The 15791-nt window shown below is 73.8% G+C and carries 14 protein-coding genes; 10 read left to right on the plus strand and 4 right to left on the minus strand.

Annotated features, from left to right (window positions below; translation table 11 throughout):
* Window positions 1-1422, minus strand: a 1422-nt coding sequence (locus ACME2J_RS10220) for a vWA domain-containing protein (protein ID WP_495544806.1), incomplete at its 3' end; no start/stop codon positions are given.
* Window positions 1423-1682: 260 nt separating this feature from the next.
* Here ACME2J_RS10220 and ppsA point away from each other — a divergent pair.
* Window positions 1683-4085, plus strand: coding sequence for a phosphoenolpyruvate synthase (gene ppsA, locus ACME2J_RS10225; protein ID WP_495544807.1), 2403 nt, complete (start codon window positions 1683-1685; stop codon window positions 4083-4085).
* A gap of 10 nt (window positions 4086-4095) precedes the next feature.
* Here ppsA and ACME2J_RS10230 read toward each other — a convergent pair whose 3' ends face one another.
* Together ACME2J_RS10230 and ACME2J_RS10235 are read right to left on the minus strand one after the other, a co-directional pair.
* Window positions 4096-5367, minus strand: coding sequence for an MFS transporter (locus tag ACME2J_RS10230; protein ID WP_495544808.1), 1272 nt, complete (start codon window positions 5365-5367; stop codon window positions 4096-4098).
* Window positions 5364-6128 (minus strand): MBL fold metallo-hydrolase, encoded by a 765-nt coding sequence (locus ACME2J_RS10235; RefSeq protein ID WP_495544809.1) that lies wholly within the window; start codon window positions 6126-6128, stop codon window positions 5364-5366. Before ACME2J_RS10235 ends, ACME2J_RS10230 begins: the two co-directional genes overlap by 4 nt.
* A gap of 55 nt (window positions 6129-6183) precedes the next feature.
* Here ACME2J_RS10235 and ACME2J_RS10240 point away from each other — a divergent pair, with 55 nt between their 5' ends.
* The 9 genes from ACME2J_RS10240 to ACME2J_RS10280 all read left to right on the plus strand — a co-directional run bounded on the left by ACME2J_RS10240 (window position 6184) and on the right by ACME2J_RS10280 (window position 14852).
* On the plus strand, window positions 6184-6849 hold the full coding sequence (locus tag ACME2J_RS10240; RefSeq protein WP_495544810.1) for an ArsR/SmtB family transcription factor: 666 nt from the start codon (window positions 6184-6186) through the stop codon (window positions 6847-6849).
* 71 nt (window positions 6850-6920) lie between these two features.
* Window positions 6921-7700, plus strand: coding sequence for a methyltransferase domain-containing protein (locus ACME2J_RS10245; RefSeq protein WP_495544811.1), 780 nt, complete (start codon window positions 6921-6923; stop codon window positions 7698-7700).
* 5 nt (window positions 7701-7705) lie between these two features.
* Complete coding sequence (locus tag ACME2J_RS10250) at window positions 7706-8071, plus strand: DsrE family protein (protein ID WP_495544812.1); 366 nt, start codon at window positions 7706-7708, stop codon at window positions 8069-8071.
* 117 nt (window positions 8072-8188) lie between these two features.
* Entirely contained in the window at window positions 8189-8683 is a 495-nt protein-coding gene (locus ACME2J_RS10255; RefSeq protein ID WP_495544813.1) for a hypothetical protein, read from the plus strand.
* Entirely contained in the window at window positions 8680-9291 is a 612-nt protein-coding gene (locus ACME2J_RS10260) for a hypothetical protein (protein ID WP_495544814.1), read from the plus strand. Before ACME2J_RS10255 ends, ACME2J_RS10260 begins: the two co-directional genes overlap by 4 nt.
* A gap of 338 nt (window positions 9292-9629) precedes the next feature.
* Window positions 9630-10823, plus strand: coding sequence for a sugar ABC transporter substrate-binding protein (locus ACME2J_RS10265; RefSeq protein ID WP_495544815.1), 1194 nt, complete (start codon window positions 9630-9632; stop codon window positions 10821-10823).
* Window positions 10823-12388 (plus strand): sugar ABC transporter ATP-binding protein, encoded by a 1566-nt coding sequence (locus tag ACME2J_RS10270; protein ID WP_495544816.1) that lies wholly within the window; start codon window positions 10823-10825, stop codon window positions 12386-12388. Before ACME2J_RS10265 ends, ACME2J_RS10270 begins: the two co-directional genes overlap by 1 nt.
* Entirely contained in the window at window positions 12385-13458 is a 1074-nt protein-coding gene (locus ACME2J_RS10275; protein WP_495544817.1) for an ABC transporter permease, read from the plus strand. The genes ACME2J_RS10270 and ACME2J_RS10275 overlap by 4 nt, the downstream gene beginning before the upstream one ends.
* 107 nt (window positions 13459-13565) lie before the next feature.
* Window positions 13566-14852, plus strand: coding sequence for a cytochrome P450 (locus ACME2J_RS10280; protein WP_495544818.1), 1287 nt, complete (start codon window positions 13566-13568; stop codon window positions 14850-14852).
* A 29-nt stretch (window positions 14853-14881) separates the two neighbouring features.
* Here the strand turns inward: ACME2J_RS10280 and ACME2J_RS10285 are convergent, their stop codons facing one another.
* Window positions 14882-15790, minus strand: a complete 909-nt coding sequence (locus tag ACME2J_RS10285) for a P1 family peptidase (RefSeq protein ID WP_495544819.1) — start codon at window positions 15788-15790, stop codon at window positions 14882-14884.
* Window position 15791: the final 1 nt, after the last annotated feature.

Genomic DNA, 15791 nt, shown 5'->3' on the forward strand with positions numbered 1-15791 from the left:
GTCGTAACTCGCCGGCGCGGAGTCGACCGCAGGACCCGAGCGGTCCCGGGCGACCCCGACGGCGACGACGCCGGAGCACGTCCCGCCCCGACCGTCGGCCGCGGTGTAGGCGATCCGGTAGACGCGACCGTCACCGGCGCCCGCGCGCTCGGCGCGCAGCTGCACCTCGTCGGAGGACGAGCCGAGGACCGCGTCCGGGCCGGTGTCGCCGTCACCGAGCCCGCGCACCGGCTCGTCCTGCGTCACGCCGGTCACCGTGATGGCGACCGGGTCGCCGTCCGGGTCGGTCGCCCCCGAGAGCGTCACCGCCCGCAGCTGATGGTTCGGTGCACCGAGGTCGTCGACGTCCGGGCTCACGCCGCTGCAGTCCGGCGGCAGGTTGCACCCGGTCACCTCGACGCTGCCGAGACCGAAGACCGCGCCGCTCGACTGGTCGTCCGTGTATCCGATGCTGTCGTGCACCGCCGTCGTGCCGCACCCGGCCGTCGCATCGTGCGTCACCGTGTAGGTGAGCGTGACGGTCTCGCTGCCGACCTCGGGGATCGTCCACGTGAGCCCGTTCCCCGACTGCACGACCGCGCCCTTCGACGCCACCGGCGAGGAGACCCCGAAGACGCTGCTCACCTGCGGCGTGATCACGACGTTCGTCGCGCCCGGCCGGTCGACCGCGCCCACGACGCTCCCCACCTGCTGCTCGAGGTCCTCGAACTGCGCGGCGAGGAAGAGGTGCTCGCTGTCGGGGTCGCTCGCGACATGACGCAGCTCGACCTGGTCGAGCGTCGAGCCGACGCCGACGACGAAGCGCTCGACGCCCGCGGCGTCCGACGCGGCGACGGACGCCGAGAGGGTGCCGCGGTTGTTCGCGCCGTCGGTCAGGACGATCGCGAGCCGGTTCCGGCCCGGCGGCGACGAGGTCGTGAAGTGCTGCCTCGCAACGTCGAGACCGCACCCGATGCAGGTGTAGCCGCCCTGCTGGACGACGCCGTTGATCGCGTTCTGGACGACCACCGGATCGGCGCTGAGCGGGAGCACCGTGCGCGCGGTGGTCGAGAACATCACGATGCCGATCCGTCCGCCGTCCGCGAAGAAGTCGCGCCCGGCGAGACTCGTGACGACGTCGCGTGCGAACTGCTTGGTCTGCAGGAAGTTCGCCGCTGTCTGGCTCCCCGATTCGTCGAGGATGAGGAAGAGGTCGCTCGGCGTGGACTCCGTCGTCGACGTGCCCTCGAGCGAGAGGGTCACCGTCGTCGACGCTCCCTTGGCGATGGTCGGATCGGCGACGGACGTCGTCGCGCTCTGCACCGCGGCGCCCGCGGTGCTCGCTCCCCACACGAGCGCGGCCACGACGGCCGCGACCCATGCGGAGAGGGCGGTGAGCCGGCGCGCTCGCGCGCCGACGCCCCCTGCCGGGGTGATGTGCATTGCTGGACCTTTCTCGTCGGGCCCTCCCGGCCCCGAGACGGCCGCTCCGCGGCCGGCGCGGAGACGCTCCGCGCGGCGCGACTATCCGCGGCGCGCGTGGCGTTGTCAAGAGGCCCGCGTGGCGCCGCGGGGTGCGGCCACCGTAGTCCCCTGCAGCAAGCCCGCGGGGCATCACGGACCCCGCCCCCACCAGCTCGCCGTACCGTCGGGACGACGGCTCACGAGCGCGTCGTCCCCACCCGTCCCCAGGAGCACCACCCATGTCCGAGCACCGCTACTGCGTCGACCTCTCCGAGCTCGGCTCCGGGGACACCCCCCGGGTCGGCGGCAAGAACGCCTCGCTCGGCGAGATGATCGGACGCCTCGCGGGCGCCGGCATCCACGTGCCGGAGGGGTTCGCGACGACGGCCGGCGCGTACTGGGCGTTCCTCGACGCGAACGACCTGCGCGGGCCGATCACCGAGCACCTCGACCGCCTGCACCGCGGCGACGCCTCGCTCGCGGAGACCGGGCGCGCGATCCGCGAGCTCATCGTCGGCGCCGAGTTCCCGGAGGAGCTGCGCGACGCGATCACCACGGCCTACGCGCAGCTCGCCGAGCGCGTCGGCAGCCGCGACCCGGGGGTCGCCGTGCGCTCGAGCGCGACGGCGGAGGACCTCCCGGAGGCGAGCTTCGCCGGCCAGCAGGAGACGTTCCTCAACGTCGTGGGACCCGAGGCGCTCCTCGACGCCTGCCGCCGCTGCATCGCCTCGCTCTTCACCGACCGCGCGATCACGTACCGCGAGAACAACGGCTTCGACCACATGGCCGTCGCGCTCTCGGTCGGCGTGCAGCGCATGGTCCGCTCCGACCTCGCGGGCGCCGGGACGATGTTCTCGATCGACACCGAGACGGGCTTCCCGCGCGCGGTCATCATCGACGCGAGCTGGGGCCTCGGGGAGGCCGTCGTGAGCGGCAGCGTCGACCCCGACGCGTACGTCGTCTTCAAGCCGCTCCTCGCTCGCGAGGACCTGCGGCCGATCATCTCGCGGCGGCGCGGCCGCAAGCAGGTGAAGGTCGTCTACGCGCAGGACGGCGGGACGACCGTCGAGGCCGGGACGAGCGAGGCCGAGCGCGCGGCCTGGGTGCTCGCCGACGCCGAGGTCCTCACGCTCGCGCGCTGGGCCGCGGCGATCGAGGAGCACTACGGCCGGCCGATGGACATCGAGTGGGCGCGGGACGGCGAGACGGGCGAGCTGTTCATCCTGCAGGCGCGCCCGGAGACGGTGCAGGCGCGCCGGGAGTCCGGCGAGCTGAAGCACTACCGGCTGCGCGAGCGCGGCGAGCGGGTCGTGACCGGGCTCGCCGTCGGGGACGCCATCGCCGCCGGTCCCGTCCTGCGCCTGCACGGCCCGGACGAGATCGACCGCTTCATCGACGGCGCGGTGCTCGTCACCGAGCGCACCGACCCCGACTGGGTGCCGATCATGAAGCGCGCCTCCGCGCTCGTCACCGAGCACGGCGGGCGCACGTCCCACGCCGCGATCGTGAGCCGCGAGCTCGGCCTCCCCGCCATCGTCGGCGCCGAGGGCGTCACCGACCTCGTCGCCGACGGCCAGGAGGTCACGGTCTCGTGCGCCGGCGGCGACGAGGGGGTCGTCTACGACGGCCGGCTCGCGTGGGACGAGGAGGAGATCGACCTCGAGGGCCTGCCGGAGACCCGCACCAGGGTCATGCTCAACCTCGCCGACCCCTCGGCGGCCGCGCGCTGGTGGCGGCTGCCGGCCGACGGCGTCGGGCTCGCCCGGATGGAGTTCATCGTCGACAACCACGTGAAGGTGCATCCGATGGCGCTCGCGCGCTTCGACGAGGTCCGCGACGAGGACGCCCGCAGGCAGATCGAGGAGCTCACCGCCGGCTACGAGGACCGGGGCGAGTACTTCGTCGAGCGCCTCGCCGAGGGCATCGCGCAGATCGCCGCCTCGCGCCACCCCGATCCGGTGATCGTGCGGATGAGCGACTTCAAGACGAACGAGTACGCGAAGCTCATCGGCGGCGGCGGGTTCGAGCCGCACGAGGAGAACCCGATGATCGGCTGGCGCGGCGCGAGCCGCTACGGCCACCCCGGCTATCGCGAGGGCTTCGCGCTCGAGTGCCGGGCGCTGCGGCGCGTGCGGGAGGAGATGGGCCTGACGAACGTCGTCGTGATGATCCCCTTCTGCCGCACGATCGACGAGGCCGATCGCGTGCTCGACGCGATGCGCGACGCCGGGCTCGAGCGCGGCGCCGGCGGCCTCGAGGTCTACGTCATGGCCGAGATCCCGTCGAACATCATCCTCGTCGACGAGTTCGCGCAGAGGTTCGACGGCTTCTCGATCGGCTCGAACGACCTCACCCAGCTCACGCTCGGCATCGACCGCGACTCCGAGGCCCTCGCCGACCAGTTCGACGAGAGCAACCCCGCGGTCACCCGGCTCATCGAGCAGCTCATCACCGGCGCCCACGAGGCCGGCCGCAAGGTCGGCCTGTGCGGCCAGCGGCCGAGCAACGACCCCGCCTTCGCGCGGTTCCTCGTCGAGTCCGGCATCGACTCGATCTCGGTGACGCCCGACAGCTTCGTCGGGGTCAAGCAGGAGGTGGCGCGGGTCGAGGCGCAGCTCGGCGCGCACGCGCACTCCTCGTGAAGCGGCGAGCTCACTCGGCGGCGACGGCGGGGACGACCGCCTCGGCCCCGGTCGCCCGCCGCGGCATGTCGACGAGGACCCAGAGCGCCGAGGCGAAGGTGAGGCCCGCGACGACGCCGACCGCCCCGCCGTACCCGAGCGCGTCGGCGACGCCGCCCGCGATGAGCGCCCCGGCCACGTACCCGCTGTCGCGCCAGAACCGGTAGACGCCCACGACGGGGGCCCGCGCCACGGGCGCGACGGCGTCCGACATCGCCGCGATGAGCGTCGGGTACACGAGCGCCGTGCCGAGGCCGAGGAGGACGGCCGACGCCGCCGAGACCGGCACGTCGCCGTCTCCCGCCGCCAGCAGCGCGAGGGCGACCGACTGGACGAGCATCCCGGCGACGATGAGCGGCTTGCGCCCCACGCTGTCGGAGAGGTGCCCGGCGCCGATCTGCGCGACGCCCCACACCGCCGGATAGAGGAAGGCGACGAGCGCGATCTCGTCGACGGCGGCGCCGCGCGCCGCGAGGAAGAGGGGGACGAGCCCCCAGGCGAGCGCGTCGTTGAGGTTGTTGACGAGACCCGCCTGCGAGCACGAGCGCAGCGCGGGCTCCCGGTAGGTCGCCCGCGCGAACGCCTCGCGCAGACGGGGGGCGCGCCCGTCCGCGCCCTCTGCGTGACCGGCCTGCTCGAGCGCGACGTGACCGGCGGTGTCGCGCACGAAGAGGACGGAGAGGACGAGCCCCACGACGGCGATGACGGCGCCGGCGACGACGAGGACGTCGCGGGCCGCGAACTCGGACGCGAGCCAGCCGGTGACGCCCGCGGAGAGAGCGACGCCGCCGTAGCCGGCCGCCTCGTTGAGGCCGAGGGCGAGACCGCGGCGCGCGCGTCCGACGAGGTCGATCTTCATGACGACGGTCATGGACCAGGCGAGCCCCTGGTTGACGCCGAGCAGGACGTTGGCGGCGACGATCCAGCCCCAGGAGGGCGCGACGGCGATGAGGAGCGGGACGGGGAGCGCGATCGCCCACCCGGTCACGAGGAGGCGCCGGCGGCCGAACCGCTCGGCGCCGCTGCCCGCGAGGAGGTTCGTCACGGCCTTCGCCGCGCCGAACGCGACGATGAACGAGAGGACCGCCGTGCTCGACGCGAGGCCGAAGTCCTCCTGCCCGACGAGCGGCAGGGTCGTGCGCTCGAGGCCGACCATCGCCCCGACGAACGCGTTGATCGCGACGAGCAGCCCGAACTGCGCGGCGTTCTCGCGCAGGCCGAGGCGGACGACCGGCGCGCTCACGCCGTCCCGGCGCGCGGCCGGCCCGCGCGGTTCGCCGCGACGATCTCCGCCTGGTGCTCCGGCGCCGGAGGGATGTCGCGCAGGAGGGCCTCGACGAACGCCTCCTCCGTGTCGTGGCGCAGCGCCGCGTTGCGGCGGCGCTCGAACCCGACCGTCGAGACCGGGGTCGCCGAGAGCCCTCGGCCGCACACCGACCCGGAGTAGTGGGCCGGGAAGAGCGCGAGGTGGTCCGGCAGGGCGAGGATGCCGTCGACGAGCGAGCGGTGGAGCAGTCGCGCCATGTCCTCGACCGAGTGCGAGCCGCCGGCGTGGAGGTCCGGCCGGCCGGCGTCGCCGACGAGCAGCGCGTCGCCGGTGAGGACGAGCCACGGCTCGTCGCCTCGCGTGTGGTCGGTGATGACGTAGGCGTGGTGGGCCGCCGCATGTCCCGGCGTCGCGAGCGCGGTGAGGTCGACGTTGCCGAGCGTCACCGTCTCGCCGTCCGCGAGCGGATGGTGCGCGAACTCGACGCCCGCCCCCTCCGGCAGGTACGCCGTCGCCCCGGTGCGCGCGACGAGCTCGGGCAGGCCCGAGACGTGGTCGGCCTGGACGTGCGTCTCGAGCACGGCCACGATCTCCGCCCCCTGCGCGGCGGCGAGCGCGACGTAGTCGTCGACGAGACCGGCGTGGGGGTCGACGACGCCGAAGGCGTGCCGGGACTTGCACCCCAGGAGATACGAGGCGCAGGCGGTCTCGTCGTTGAGGAGCTGGCGGAAGTACACGAGGGCCTCCAATCGTCGCTTGACAAGCTTTCAAGTGATCTATTGAATAGCATATATGGGTTCACGACGCGAGAAGGACACGCTCTTCGACTCGATCGCCGTGATGGGCAAGGCGTTCGCGAGCCCACGCCGCCTCGAGCTCCTCGACCTCCTCGCGCAGGCGCCCCGCACCGTCGACGAGCTCGCGCGGGCGAGCGAGCAGTCGACCGCGAACGCCTCCCAGCACCTGCAGGCGCTCCACGCCGCCGGGCTCGTGTCCCGCACCCGGGAAGGGACGAGCGTCCGCTACGCGCTCGCCGGCGACGACGCCCTCCGCCTCTGGCTCGCGCTGCGCGACGCGGCCGTCTCGCGGCTCGGGGAGGTCGAGCGAGCGGCGCGCGACTACCTCGGCGAGGAGGTCGACGCGCTCGGCCGCGACGAGCTCCTCGACCGGCTCCGCGACGGAGACGTCGTGCTCATCGACGTGCGCCCGCGCGAGGAGTACGAGGCAGGGCACATCGACGGCGCCATCTCGGTGCCGATCGACGAGCTCGAGCACCGCCTCGACGAGCTCCCCGTCGACCGAGAGGTCGTCGCGTACTGCCGCGGGCCCTTCTGCGCCTACGCGCACGACGCGGTCCGGCGGCTCGAGGCAGCCGGCCGCCGCGCCCGGCGCCTCGAGGAGGGCTGGCCGGAGTGGCGACTGGCGGAGACCACGACGCGGCGGCGGAGAGCCGCCTGACGGAGAGACGTTCCCCGGCTCGAGCGCCGCCGGCGCCGAGCGACACCATCACCACACGAGGAGAGGGTCCCATGACCACCGACGTCCGCCGGCTCGACACCTCCGAGCTGGAGCAGCGCGTGAAGACGATGTACGAGGAGGTCGCGCTCGAGCCCGAGCGGGAGTTCCACTTCGAGACCGGCCGCGCCCTGTGCGAGCGGCTGGGCTACCCGGCCGAGGACCTCGACCGCATCCCCGCCGCGGCGATCGACTCGTTCGCCGGGGTCGGCTACTTCCTCGACCTCGCCGCCGTCCGCCCGGGCGAGACCGTCCTCGACCTCGGCAGCGGCTCCGGGACCGACAGCTTCCTCGCCGCCCTCGCCACCGGCGCGGACGGACGGGTCATCGGCGTCGACATGACGGCGGCCCAGCTCGCGAAGGCGCGCGAGCTCGCCGCCGCGGCGGGCCTCGCGCACTGCGACTTCCGCGACGGCTACATCGAGGCCCCGCCGGTCGAGGACGCCTCGGTCGACTGCGTCATCTCCAACGGCGTCGTCAACCTCTCGCCCGACAAGGACGCGGTGTTCACGGCGGCCGCACGCGCCCTGCGGCCGGGCGGCCGCCTCGCGCTCGCCGACATCGTCACCGAGCACCAGCTCCCGGAGGGCGTCACGTGCGACGCCGCCCTGTGGGCGGCGTGCATCGGCGGCGCGATGCAGCGCGACGCGTACCGCGCGGCGGTCGAGCGCGCGGGGCTCGTCGTCGAGGAGTGGCGCGCCAACGACGCGTACCGGTTCCTCTCCGAGCGCGCGGACGGAGCGACCCGGAAGTACGGCGTCACGAGCATCTCCCTCCTCGCCAGGAAGGCGTGACGGCGATGAGCGCGAAGGTCGTCGTCAACCTCGCCACGGGCCTCGAGGACCCCGAGCGCGTGATGATCGCGTTCCTCGTCGGGGGCGCCGCGGCCGCGCAGGGCAAGCAGGTCGCGATGTTCCTCACCAAGGACGCCGTCCACCTCGCCCTCCCCGGGAAGGCCGAAGGCGTCGCGTGCGAGGGGTGCCCGCCGCTCGAGCGTCTGTTCGCGCAGTACGCCGAAGCCGGCGGCGAGCTCCTCGTCTGCCCCATCTGCGTCACGTCCCGCGGCCTCGACGACGCGGAGCTCGTGGGCAACGCGCGCGTCGCCGGCGCGACGCCGCTGTGGGAGTGGGTCGGCGACGAGCCGGCGACGGTCTTCAGCTACTGACCCGCGCCGCCGCCCGCCGGCCCCGCGCCGGCGGGCGGCGCGCTGCTCGTGGATGAAGCTCCGGCGCACCGGGTAGCGAGGCCGCCACGTCCGACCCCGATCCGGGAGCAGCGACACATGGCTGAGAAGACGACCGGCGGCCTGCTCGGCAGGGCCGTGGGCAAGGCGAAGGAGATCACCGGCAACCTCACCGGGCGCGACGACCTCGCCCGCGAGGGCCGGCTGCAGGAGACCCAGGCCGACGCGGAGATCGACGCGCGTCGACGACGGGCTGCCGCCGAGAAGGCCGACGCGGAGGCCCGTCTCGAGGCCGAGCGCGCCGAGGCGGAAGCCGAGCAGCGCCGGCTGCGCAGCGAGGTCGCCGAGGCCGAGCAGGAGAAGGCGGCCGAGGCCGACCGCGCCGAAGCGCAGCGAGCGGCCGAGGCGCACGCCTCCGCCCAGGAGCGCCGCGCCGCCGTCGAGGAGGAGGCCGGCGAGCGCGTGGCGGACCGCATGGAGCGCCGGGCCGTGGAGGACCGCGCGCACGAGGCCGTCGAATCCGCCGAGGCCGAAGCGGCCGCCGAGCGCGCCGAGGAGCGCGCCGACATCCTCGACCCCCAGGAGGACCGATGATCCGCACAGCCCCCCGCGCCGCCCTCGGCGCGTCCCTCACCGCCGCCCGCCTGCCCGCGAAGGCCGCCGCGCGGCTCCTGCCCGGGACGGCATCCGACCGGGCGGCGATCCTGGTCGACCGCCTCGACGCGAGGATCCGCCGGACCGCGGGCGCCGCACTGGGCGACGAGGCCCTCACGGCCGACGGGATGCGCCGCCGCGCCGCCGCCGACGAGCGCTCCCGCGCCGTCGGCCTCCACGAGGAGGCGCAGGATCGCGCGGCGACCGCCGACGACGACCTCCACGTCCGCCGTGAGCGGGCACGCGAGGATCGCGAGAACGCGCGTCGCCGCGCTGCGCAGCGCAAGCAGCAGGCCCGTGGCGAGGCCGAAGCCGAGCGCAAGCGCGCGAAGGAGGTCGAGCAGCGCCGCAAGCGCGAGGCGCGCGCGGCGGAGGCCCGCCGTGAGGCGTCCCTCGAGCAGAAGGAGCGCGACGAGCGCCTCGAGGTGCTCGAGGAGCGCTCGGAGGCGCTCGAGGAGCGCGAGGAGGCCCTCGCGGCCGCCGATGAGGCCGACCGCCTCGCCGCCGCCGCCGCCGAGGCGAAGGCGCAGCGCAAGTCGGGCTCCTGAGCGCCGCAGCCTCACGCTCCTGAGAGCCGCGGCGTGCGACGCGCGTCGCGACGGCGACGCGCCACCACCCGCTGGGGGGATCCTCGTGTCCCCTTGTGGGGCCATGGGGGCGAAACCTCCCTCACCGGTGCGCGTGGCGCGCGTACGTTCGCCCGCGGAGTGAGGAGAGCCATGGCCACCACGGAGACACACGTGCAGGACCTGGCCCTCCGCCCTCCCCTGCGGCAGCGGCAGGGGCCGCTGCAGGCGTCTCTACCCACCATCGGCACCCGCCCGCGTGGCGAGGCCGACGCGATGGACGACGGGAGGAGTCGTCGCAGCAGCAGGAGAGGAAGCACATGCACATCGGAGCGTGGATCCGCGCGACAGCCGTCGCCGCGGTCCTGACCCTGGGCGTCGCCGCGTGCGGCGACGACGACGACGCGACGTCCGAGCGCGCCGGCGCGCCCACCGCGGCGCCCGCCGACGCGAGCGGGTCGAGCGGCTACGAGGCCCGTCTCGAAGCCGCCTACGAAGGCAACATCGGCGACCCGCCCACGAGCGGTCCGAAGGCTCAGGAAGGCAAGTCGGTCTGGGTCATCTCGTGCGGCGAGCAGGTGATCTCCTGCAAGGCCGGGAGCGCCGCCGCGATGGACGCGGCGAAGGCGATGGGCTGGGACGCGAAGCTGTACGACGGCGAGTTCAACCCGGCGAAGTTCGCCGATGGCGTCGGCCAGGCGGTCGCCGCGAAGGCCGACGGCATCATCCTCGACGCGATCGACTGCGCGACCGCGAGCTCCCCGCTCCAGCAGGCGAAGAAGGCGGGGATCAAGATCGTGAGCTTCTACGCGTTCGACTGCGACGACCCGAACGTGGGCGGCGAGCCCGTCTTCGACGCCGGGACGATGATCCAGGGCAGCGAGAACTATCGCGACGCCGTGAAGGACTGGGCGCGCAACTCGGCCGCGTGGATCGCCGCGAAGCTCGAAGGCGAGGCGAAGGTCGTCATGTTCGAGCAGGACGAGCTGCTCGTCGTGAAGTACATCCGCGAGGGCTTCCAGGAAGGCATGAAGGAGGACTGCCCGACGTGCGAGATCGTCGAGGTGGTCCCGATCACCGGGACGGACGTCGGGCCGAAGCTGCAGCAGAAGACGCAGTCCGCCCTCCTCAAGAACCCCGACGCGAACGCGGTCTACACGCTCTACGACGGCCTCGTCCTCGCGGGCGTCGGCGCGGGCGTGAAGGCCTCCGGGCGCGCCGGGGAGATCGAGGTCGTCGGCGGCGAGGGCTTCTCGCCCAACGCCGATCTCGTCCGTGCCGGCACGGGCGAGCAGACGGCGGGCGACGGGTTCCCGAGCGACTGGACGGGCTACCACGCCGTCGACACGCTCAACCGCCTGTTCGCCGGGGAGGAGCCCGTCGAGTCCGGGATCGGATGGCAGATCTGGGACAAGGACAACAACTTGCCGCCCTCCGGCCCGTGGGTGCCGGTCAAGGACGGCAAGCCGGTCGACCACCGCGCGGCCTACGAGAAGATCTGGGGCGTGGGGTGATGGCCGGGGTCTCGGGCGCGCAGGGCGGCGACGCCGTCCTGCGCCTCCGGGGCCTGTCGAAGACCTTCGGCAGCACACGGGCTCTGCGCGACGTCGACCTCGACGTCGCGCGGGGCGAGGTGCACGCCCTGGTCGGCGGCAACGGCTCCGGCAAGTCCACGCTCATCAAGATCCTCGCCGGCGTCGAGACCGCCGACCCCGGCGCCCGTCTCGAGCTCGACGGCGAGACCCACGCCCTCTCGTCGTGGGGGCCCGCGCGATCCCGGTCGGCCGGCCTGCGCTTCGTCCATCAGGACGCCGGGATCTTCGCGGACCTCTCCGTCGCCGAGAACCTCGCCGCCGGCCGCGGCTACCCGACCGGGGCCGCCGGCCGGATCCGCTGGCGGGAGCTCGACAGGCGCGCCCGCGAGGTGCTCGAGCGCTTCGAGATCGACGCGACGCCGCGCACCCCCGCTGCGAGCCTCGGCCCGGCGATGCGCATGATGGTCGCGATCGCCCGCGCCCTCCAGGACGTCGAGTCGGGCAGCTCCGGCGTCCTCGTCCTCGACGAGCCGACCGCGGCTCTGCCGGCCCACGAGGTCGAGCTCCTCGTCACGGCGATCCGGCGCTACGCCGCTGCCGGCCAGACCATCGTCTACGTCTCCCATCGGCTCGACGAGGTCCTCGACCTCGGCGACCGCGTGACCGCGCTGCGGGACGGCGAGCGCGTCGCGACGGTCCCGGCCGAGGGACTGACGGAGGACCGGCTCATCGAGCTCGTCGTCGGCCGGTCGCTCGACCGGGTCTACCCGGCGCGCGCGCCCCGCCCGGCCGCAGGGGACGAGGGCGCCGCGACGCTCGAGGTCCTCGGGCTCTCGACGGGCCCGGTCCGCGACGTGTCGTTCGCGGTCTGGCCGGGCGAGGTCCTCGGGATCGCCGGGCTCCTCGGCTCGGGACGCACCGAGCTCCTGCAGGGGATCTTCGGGGCGCGCCCGCTCATCTCGGGCACCGTGTCCGTCGGCGGGCGCGAGGTCCGGCTGCGCGATCCGCGCGACGCGATGGCGGCCGGCATCGCCTACGTCCCCGAGGACCGCGCCGGGATGGCGGCCTTCGCCGACCTCTCGATCCGGGAGAACCTCTCGGCGGGCCAGGTCTCCTCGTACTGGAGGGGGCTGCGGATGGACGCGCGTCGCGAACGCGCGGATGCCCGGACGTCGATCGAGCGGTTCCTCATCAAGACGCCGTCGGCATCGGCCCCGCTCTCCGCCCTCTCCGGCGGCAACCAGCAGAAGGTCGTGCTGGCGCGGTGGCTTCGCCGCGACCCGCGGGTCCTGCTGCTCGACGAGCCGACCCAGGGGGTCGACGTCGGCGCGCGCTCGGAGATCTACGCGCTCGTCGGTGACGCGGTCGCGACCGGCGCCGGCGCCGTCGTCGTCTCGTCCGACTTCGAGGAGCTCGCGCACATGTGCGACCGCGTGCTCGTCCTCGGCGGCGGCCGCTTCGCCGGAGAGGCGGCCGGCGACGAGCTCACCGCCGCCCGCCTCACCGAACTCAGCTACGGAGCACCTGAAGGAGCAGTCTCATGAGCACCGAGTCCCGTCTGCCGGATGTCGAGATGTCGGCGTCGATGTCGACGCCCACGCCCACGCCGACGCCGACGCCGCGAGCGCATCGTCCGCGCGTCGACCGCGACTCGGCGCTCGCCTTCGGGGAGCGCTACGGCCTCGTCCTCCTCTTCGGCCTCGTCGTCGCCTGGTTCTCCGTCTGGTCGCAGACGAGCGACATCTTCTTCACCTCGGCGAACCTCGAGAACATCATCGGCAACCAGTCGGTCCTCGCGATCGTCGCGCTCGCCGCCGTCGTCCCGCTCGTCGCCGGGCAGTTCGACCTCTCGGTCGGCGCCGTCGTCGGGATCTCGTCGGTCCTCGCGGCGACGCTCCTCTCGGAGACCGCCCTGCCGACGGGCCTCTGCCTCGCGCTCGGCGTCCTCGCCGGCACCCTCGTCGGCCTCGTGAACGGGCTCCTCGTCGCGCGGATGGGCATCAACTCGCTCATCACGACGCTCGGGATGTCGACCGTCCTGGGCGGTCTCGCGGCCTGGATCTCCGACTCGACGCCGATCGTCACCGGGATCCCGCAGGGCATCAACGACTTCGGCACCGACAAGTCCTTCGGCCTCCCGAACACCCTCTTCGTCCTCGCCGTCGCCGCCTTCCTCGTCTGGTACGTGCTCGAGCAGACCCCGTTCGGGCGCTCGCTGCACTCCGTCGGCTCGAGCCCCGAGGCGGCCCGGCTCGTGGGGATGAAGGTGGACGGGATCGTGCTGCGGTCGTTCGTCCTCTCCGGGACGATCGCGGGCGCGGCGGGCATCCTCCAGCTCGCGCGCTCGGGCGCCGGCGACCCGCAGCTCGGGTTCAACTTCACGCTCCCGGCGATCGCCGCGGCGTTCCTCGGCGCGACCGCCATCAAGCCCGGCCGCTTCAACGTCGTGGGCACGCTCGTCGCGATCTTCTTCATCGCGAGCGCGACGTCGGGGCTCATCATCAGCGGGACCGACCCGTTCGTCGAGCAGCTCTTCAACGGCGGCGCGCTCATCGCCGGCGTCGCGATCTCGACGCTCATCGCGCGCCAGCGGCTCCGCGCCGGTCAGCGCTGAGGGATCGACGGCGGCCGTCGTCGGCGCGGCCGCCGTCCCCCTCCCTCGGGACGCCCGCCCCCCGACCGGATGATGTCCGCGCGTGGCGCGCCGGGCAGACTCGGAGCATGACCGACATCGCCGATCGCCCCCACATCCCCGGAGCCGAGTACGACATCGCGGCCCGGGACTTCTGGGCGAAGCCCTTCGAGGAGCGCGAGAAGGTCTTCGCGAAGATGCGCGAGGAGTGCCCGGTGTCCTACCACCGGCCGTACGAGTCGACGCTGCTGCCGCCCGACGACGAGACGCCCGGCTTCTGGTCCGTGTGGAAGTGGGAGGACTGCCGCGAGGTCTCCCGCGACCCGAAGCGCTTCTGCTCGGGCAAGGGCATCGTCATGGAGGACTTCCCCGAGATCGTCCAGATCGCCGCCCACTCGTTCCTCGCGATGGACGGCGCCGAGCACCGCCAGCAGCGCGGCATCGTCTCGACCGCCTTCACCCCGCGCAACGTCCGCACGATCGAGCACTGGATCCACGACCACGCGCGCGAGCTCGTGGACGAGATGAAGGACAAGGGCGGGGGCGAGTTCTGCGAGCTCTTCGCCAAGGAGATGCCGGGCCGCATCTTCGCCCACTTCTTCGGCGTCGAGCAGGGCTCCGAGCAGCAGCACATCCTCATGGACGCCGCCGAGAAGATGCTCGCGTGGGACGACCCGGAGGCGGCGCAGGGCCGCGACGCCATCACGACGCACGCCGACGAGGCGATGCGCATCCAGGACGTCGCGCTCGAGGTCGCCGAGAAGCGCCGCGTCGAGCCCGGTGACGACCTCGTCACGTGGGTCGTCGAAGCCGAGTTCGAGGGCCGCAAGCTCGAGGACTGGGAGATCGCGTCGTTCTTCTCGCTGCTCGGCTCGGCGGCGAACGACACGACCCGGCACACGATCGCGCGCGCCGTCCACCTCCTCTCGACGCACCCCGACCAGCGCGAGATCTTCCTGAGCGACATCCAGGGGATGGCCGAGAAGGTCGTCGAGGAGACGCTCCGCTACTGCGGGCCGATCCAGCACTTCCGCCGCACCGCGCTCGTCGACACCGAGATCCGCGGCGTGCCGATCAAGGAGGGCGAGAAGATCGTCATGTGGTACGTCTCGGGCAACCGGGACGAGGACAAGTACGAGAACGCCGGCACGTTCGACATCACGCGGGACGCGACCAACCACCTCGCGTTCGGCGCCGGCGGCCCGCACTTCTGCATCGGCTCGGCGCTCGGCCGCGAGATGGGCAAGGCCGCGCTCATCCATCTCTACGAGAACCTCCCGGACCTCGACCTCGCCGGCGAGCCGACGTTCGTCGTGAGCAACTTCCTCAACGGCATCCACTCGATGCCGGTGAAGTGGACGCCGCCCGCCGGCTGACCGGCGGCGGCGCCCGCCGCGCCTGACCCTCAGCGCGCCGAGCGGGCGCCGTCGCGCACGGCGTCGGCGACGACGTCCTGCACGATCGCGGTGAGGACGAGCGGGTCGACGTCGGCGGTCGCCGTGCTCAGGCACACCGCGACGTCGCCGTCGAACGGGGTCGCGACCGGGTGCACCGCCCGGGCGACCCCGGCGCTCGCCGAGCGCGCGACGATCCACGCCTCGGTGCGGTCGATGCGCGCGTCCGTGAGGACGGCGACGAGCACGGTCGCCTCGCGTGCCGGCGGGACGACCTCGCCGCTGCGCAGGAGATCGGCCGTGCGCACGACTTCGCCGCCCGGCCTCCTCGACCCCGCGAGGACGGTGCCGTCGGCGTCGACGACCTCGCCGACGGGGTTGACGACCGCGAGCGCGCAGACGCGCGCGCCGAGGACGTCCTCGGCGGCCCAGCCGACGCCGGTCGGCGTCCACCCGTCCGGGCCGAGGAGCTTGCCCGCGGCGCATCCCGTCCCCGCGCCGACGAGTCCCCGCTCCGGCACGCCCGTCGTCGCCGCCTCGCACGCCGCGCGACCTTCCGCGGCGCCGGGCCGCGCGTCCGCGCTGCCCCGCGCGAGGTCGAAGACGACGGCCGCGGGGACGAGGGGGACGCGGACGCCGAGCCGCGTCGCGTGACCGTCGCCGCGGTCCGCGAGCCAGCCGACGAGGCCGTCGGCGGCCGCGAGACCGAACGCGGACCCGCCCGCGAAGCAGAGTCCCTGGATGAGGCGCGGTCCGCTCGACGGCGCGAGGACGTCGAGCTCGCGCGTCCCGGGCCCGCCCCCGCGGACCTCTCCGCCGGCGACCGCCCCCTCCGGCGCGAGGATCGCCGTGCAGCCCGTCCTGCCGACGGGGTCCGTCCAGTGTCCGACGAGGAAGCCGCCGGGCGGCGCGAGGGTCATC

Source organism: Paraconexibacter sp., from assembly GCF_059438195.1.

Excerpts from the sequence above, each read along its gene's own strand:
- ppsA (WP_495544807.1), top strand. The coding sequence starts at position 1,683 with ATGTCCGAGCACCGCTACTGCGTCGACCTCTCCGAGCTCGGCTCCGGG.
- ACME2J_RS10240 (WP_495544810.1), top strand. The coding sequence starts at position 6,184 with ATGGGTTCACGACGCGAGAAGGACACGCTCTTCGACTCGATCGCCGTG.
- ACME2J_RS10245 (WP_495544811.1), top strand. The coding sequence starts at position 6,921 with ATGACCACCGACGTCCGCCGGCTCGACACCTCCGAGCTGGAGCAGCGC.
- ACME2J_RS10250 (WP_495544812.1), top strand. The coding sequence starts at position 7,706 with ATGAGCGCGAAGGTCGTCGTCAACCTCGCCACGGGCCTCGAGGACCCC.
- ACME2J_RS10255 (WP_495544813.1), top strand. The coding sequence starts at position 8,189 with ATGGCTGAGAAGACGACCGGCGGCCTGCTCGGCAGGGCCGTGGGCAAG.
- ACME2J_RS10260 (WP_495544814.1), top strand. The coding sequence starts at position 8,680 with ATGATCCGCACAGCCCCCCGCGCCGCCCTCGGCGCGTCCCTCACCGCC.
- ACME2J_RS10265 (WP_495544815.1), top strand. The coding sequence starts at position 9,630 with ATGCACATCGGAGCGTGGATCCGCGCGACAGCCGTCGCCGCGGTCCTG.
- ACME2J_RS10270 (WP_495544816.1), top strand. The coding sequence starts at position 10,823 with ATGGCCGGGGTCTCGGGCGCGCAGGGCGGCGACGCCGTCCTGCGCCTC.
- ACME2J_RS10275 (WP_495544817.1), top strand. The coding sequence starts at position 12,385 with ATGAGCACCGAGTCCCGTCTGCCGGATGTCGAGATGTCGGCGTCGATG.
- ACME2J_RS10280 (WP_495544818.1), top strand. The coding sequence starts at position 13,566 with ATGACCGACATCGCCGATCGCCCCCACATCCCCGGAGCCGAGTACGAC.
- ACME2J_RS10285 (WP_495544819.1), bottom strand. The coding sequence starts at position 15,790 with ATGACCCTCGCGCCGCCCGGCGGCTTCCTCGTCGGACACTGGACGGAC.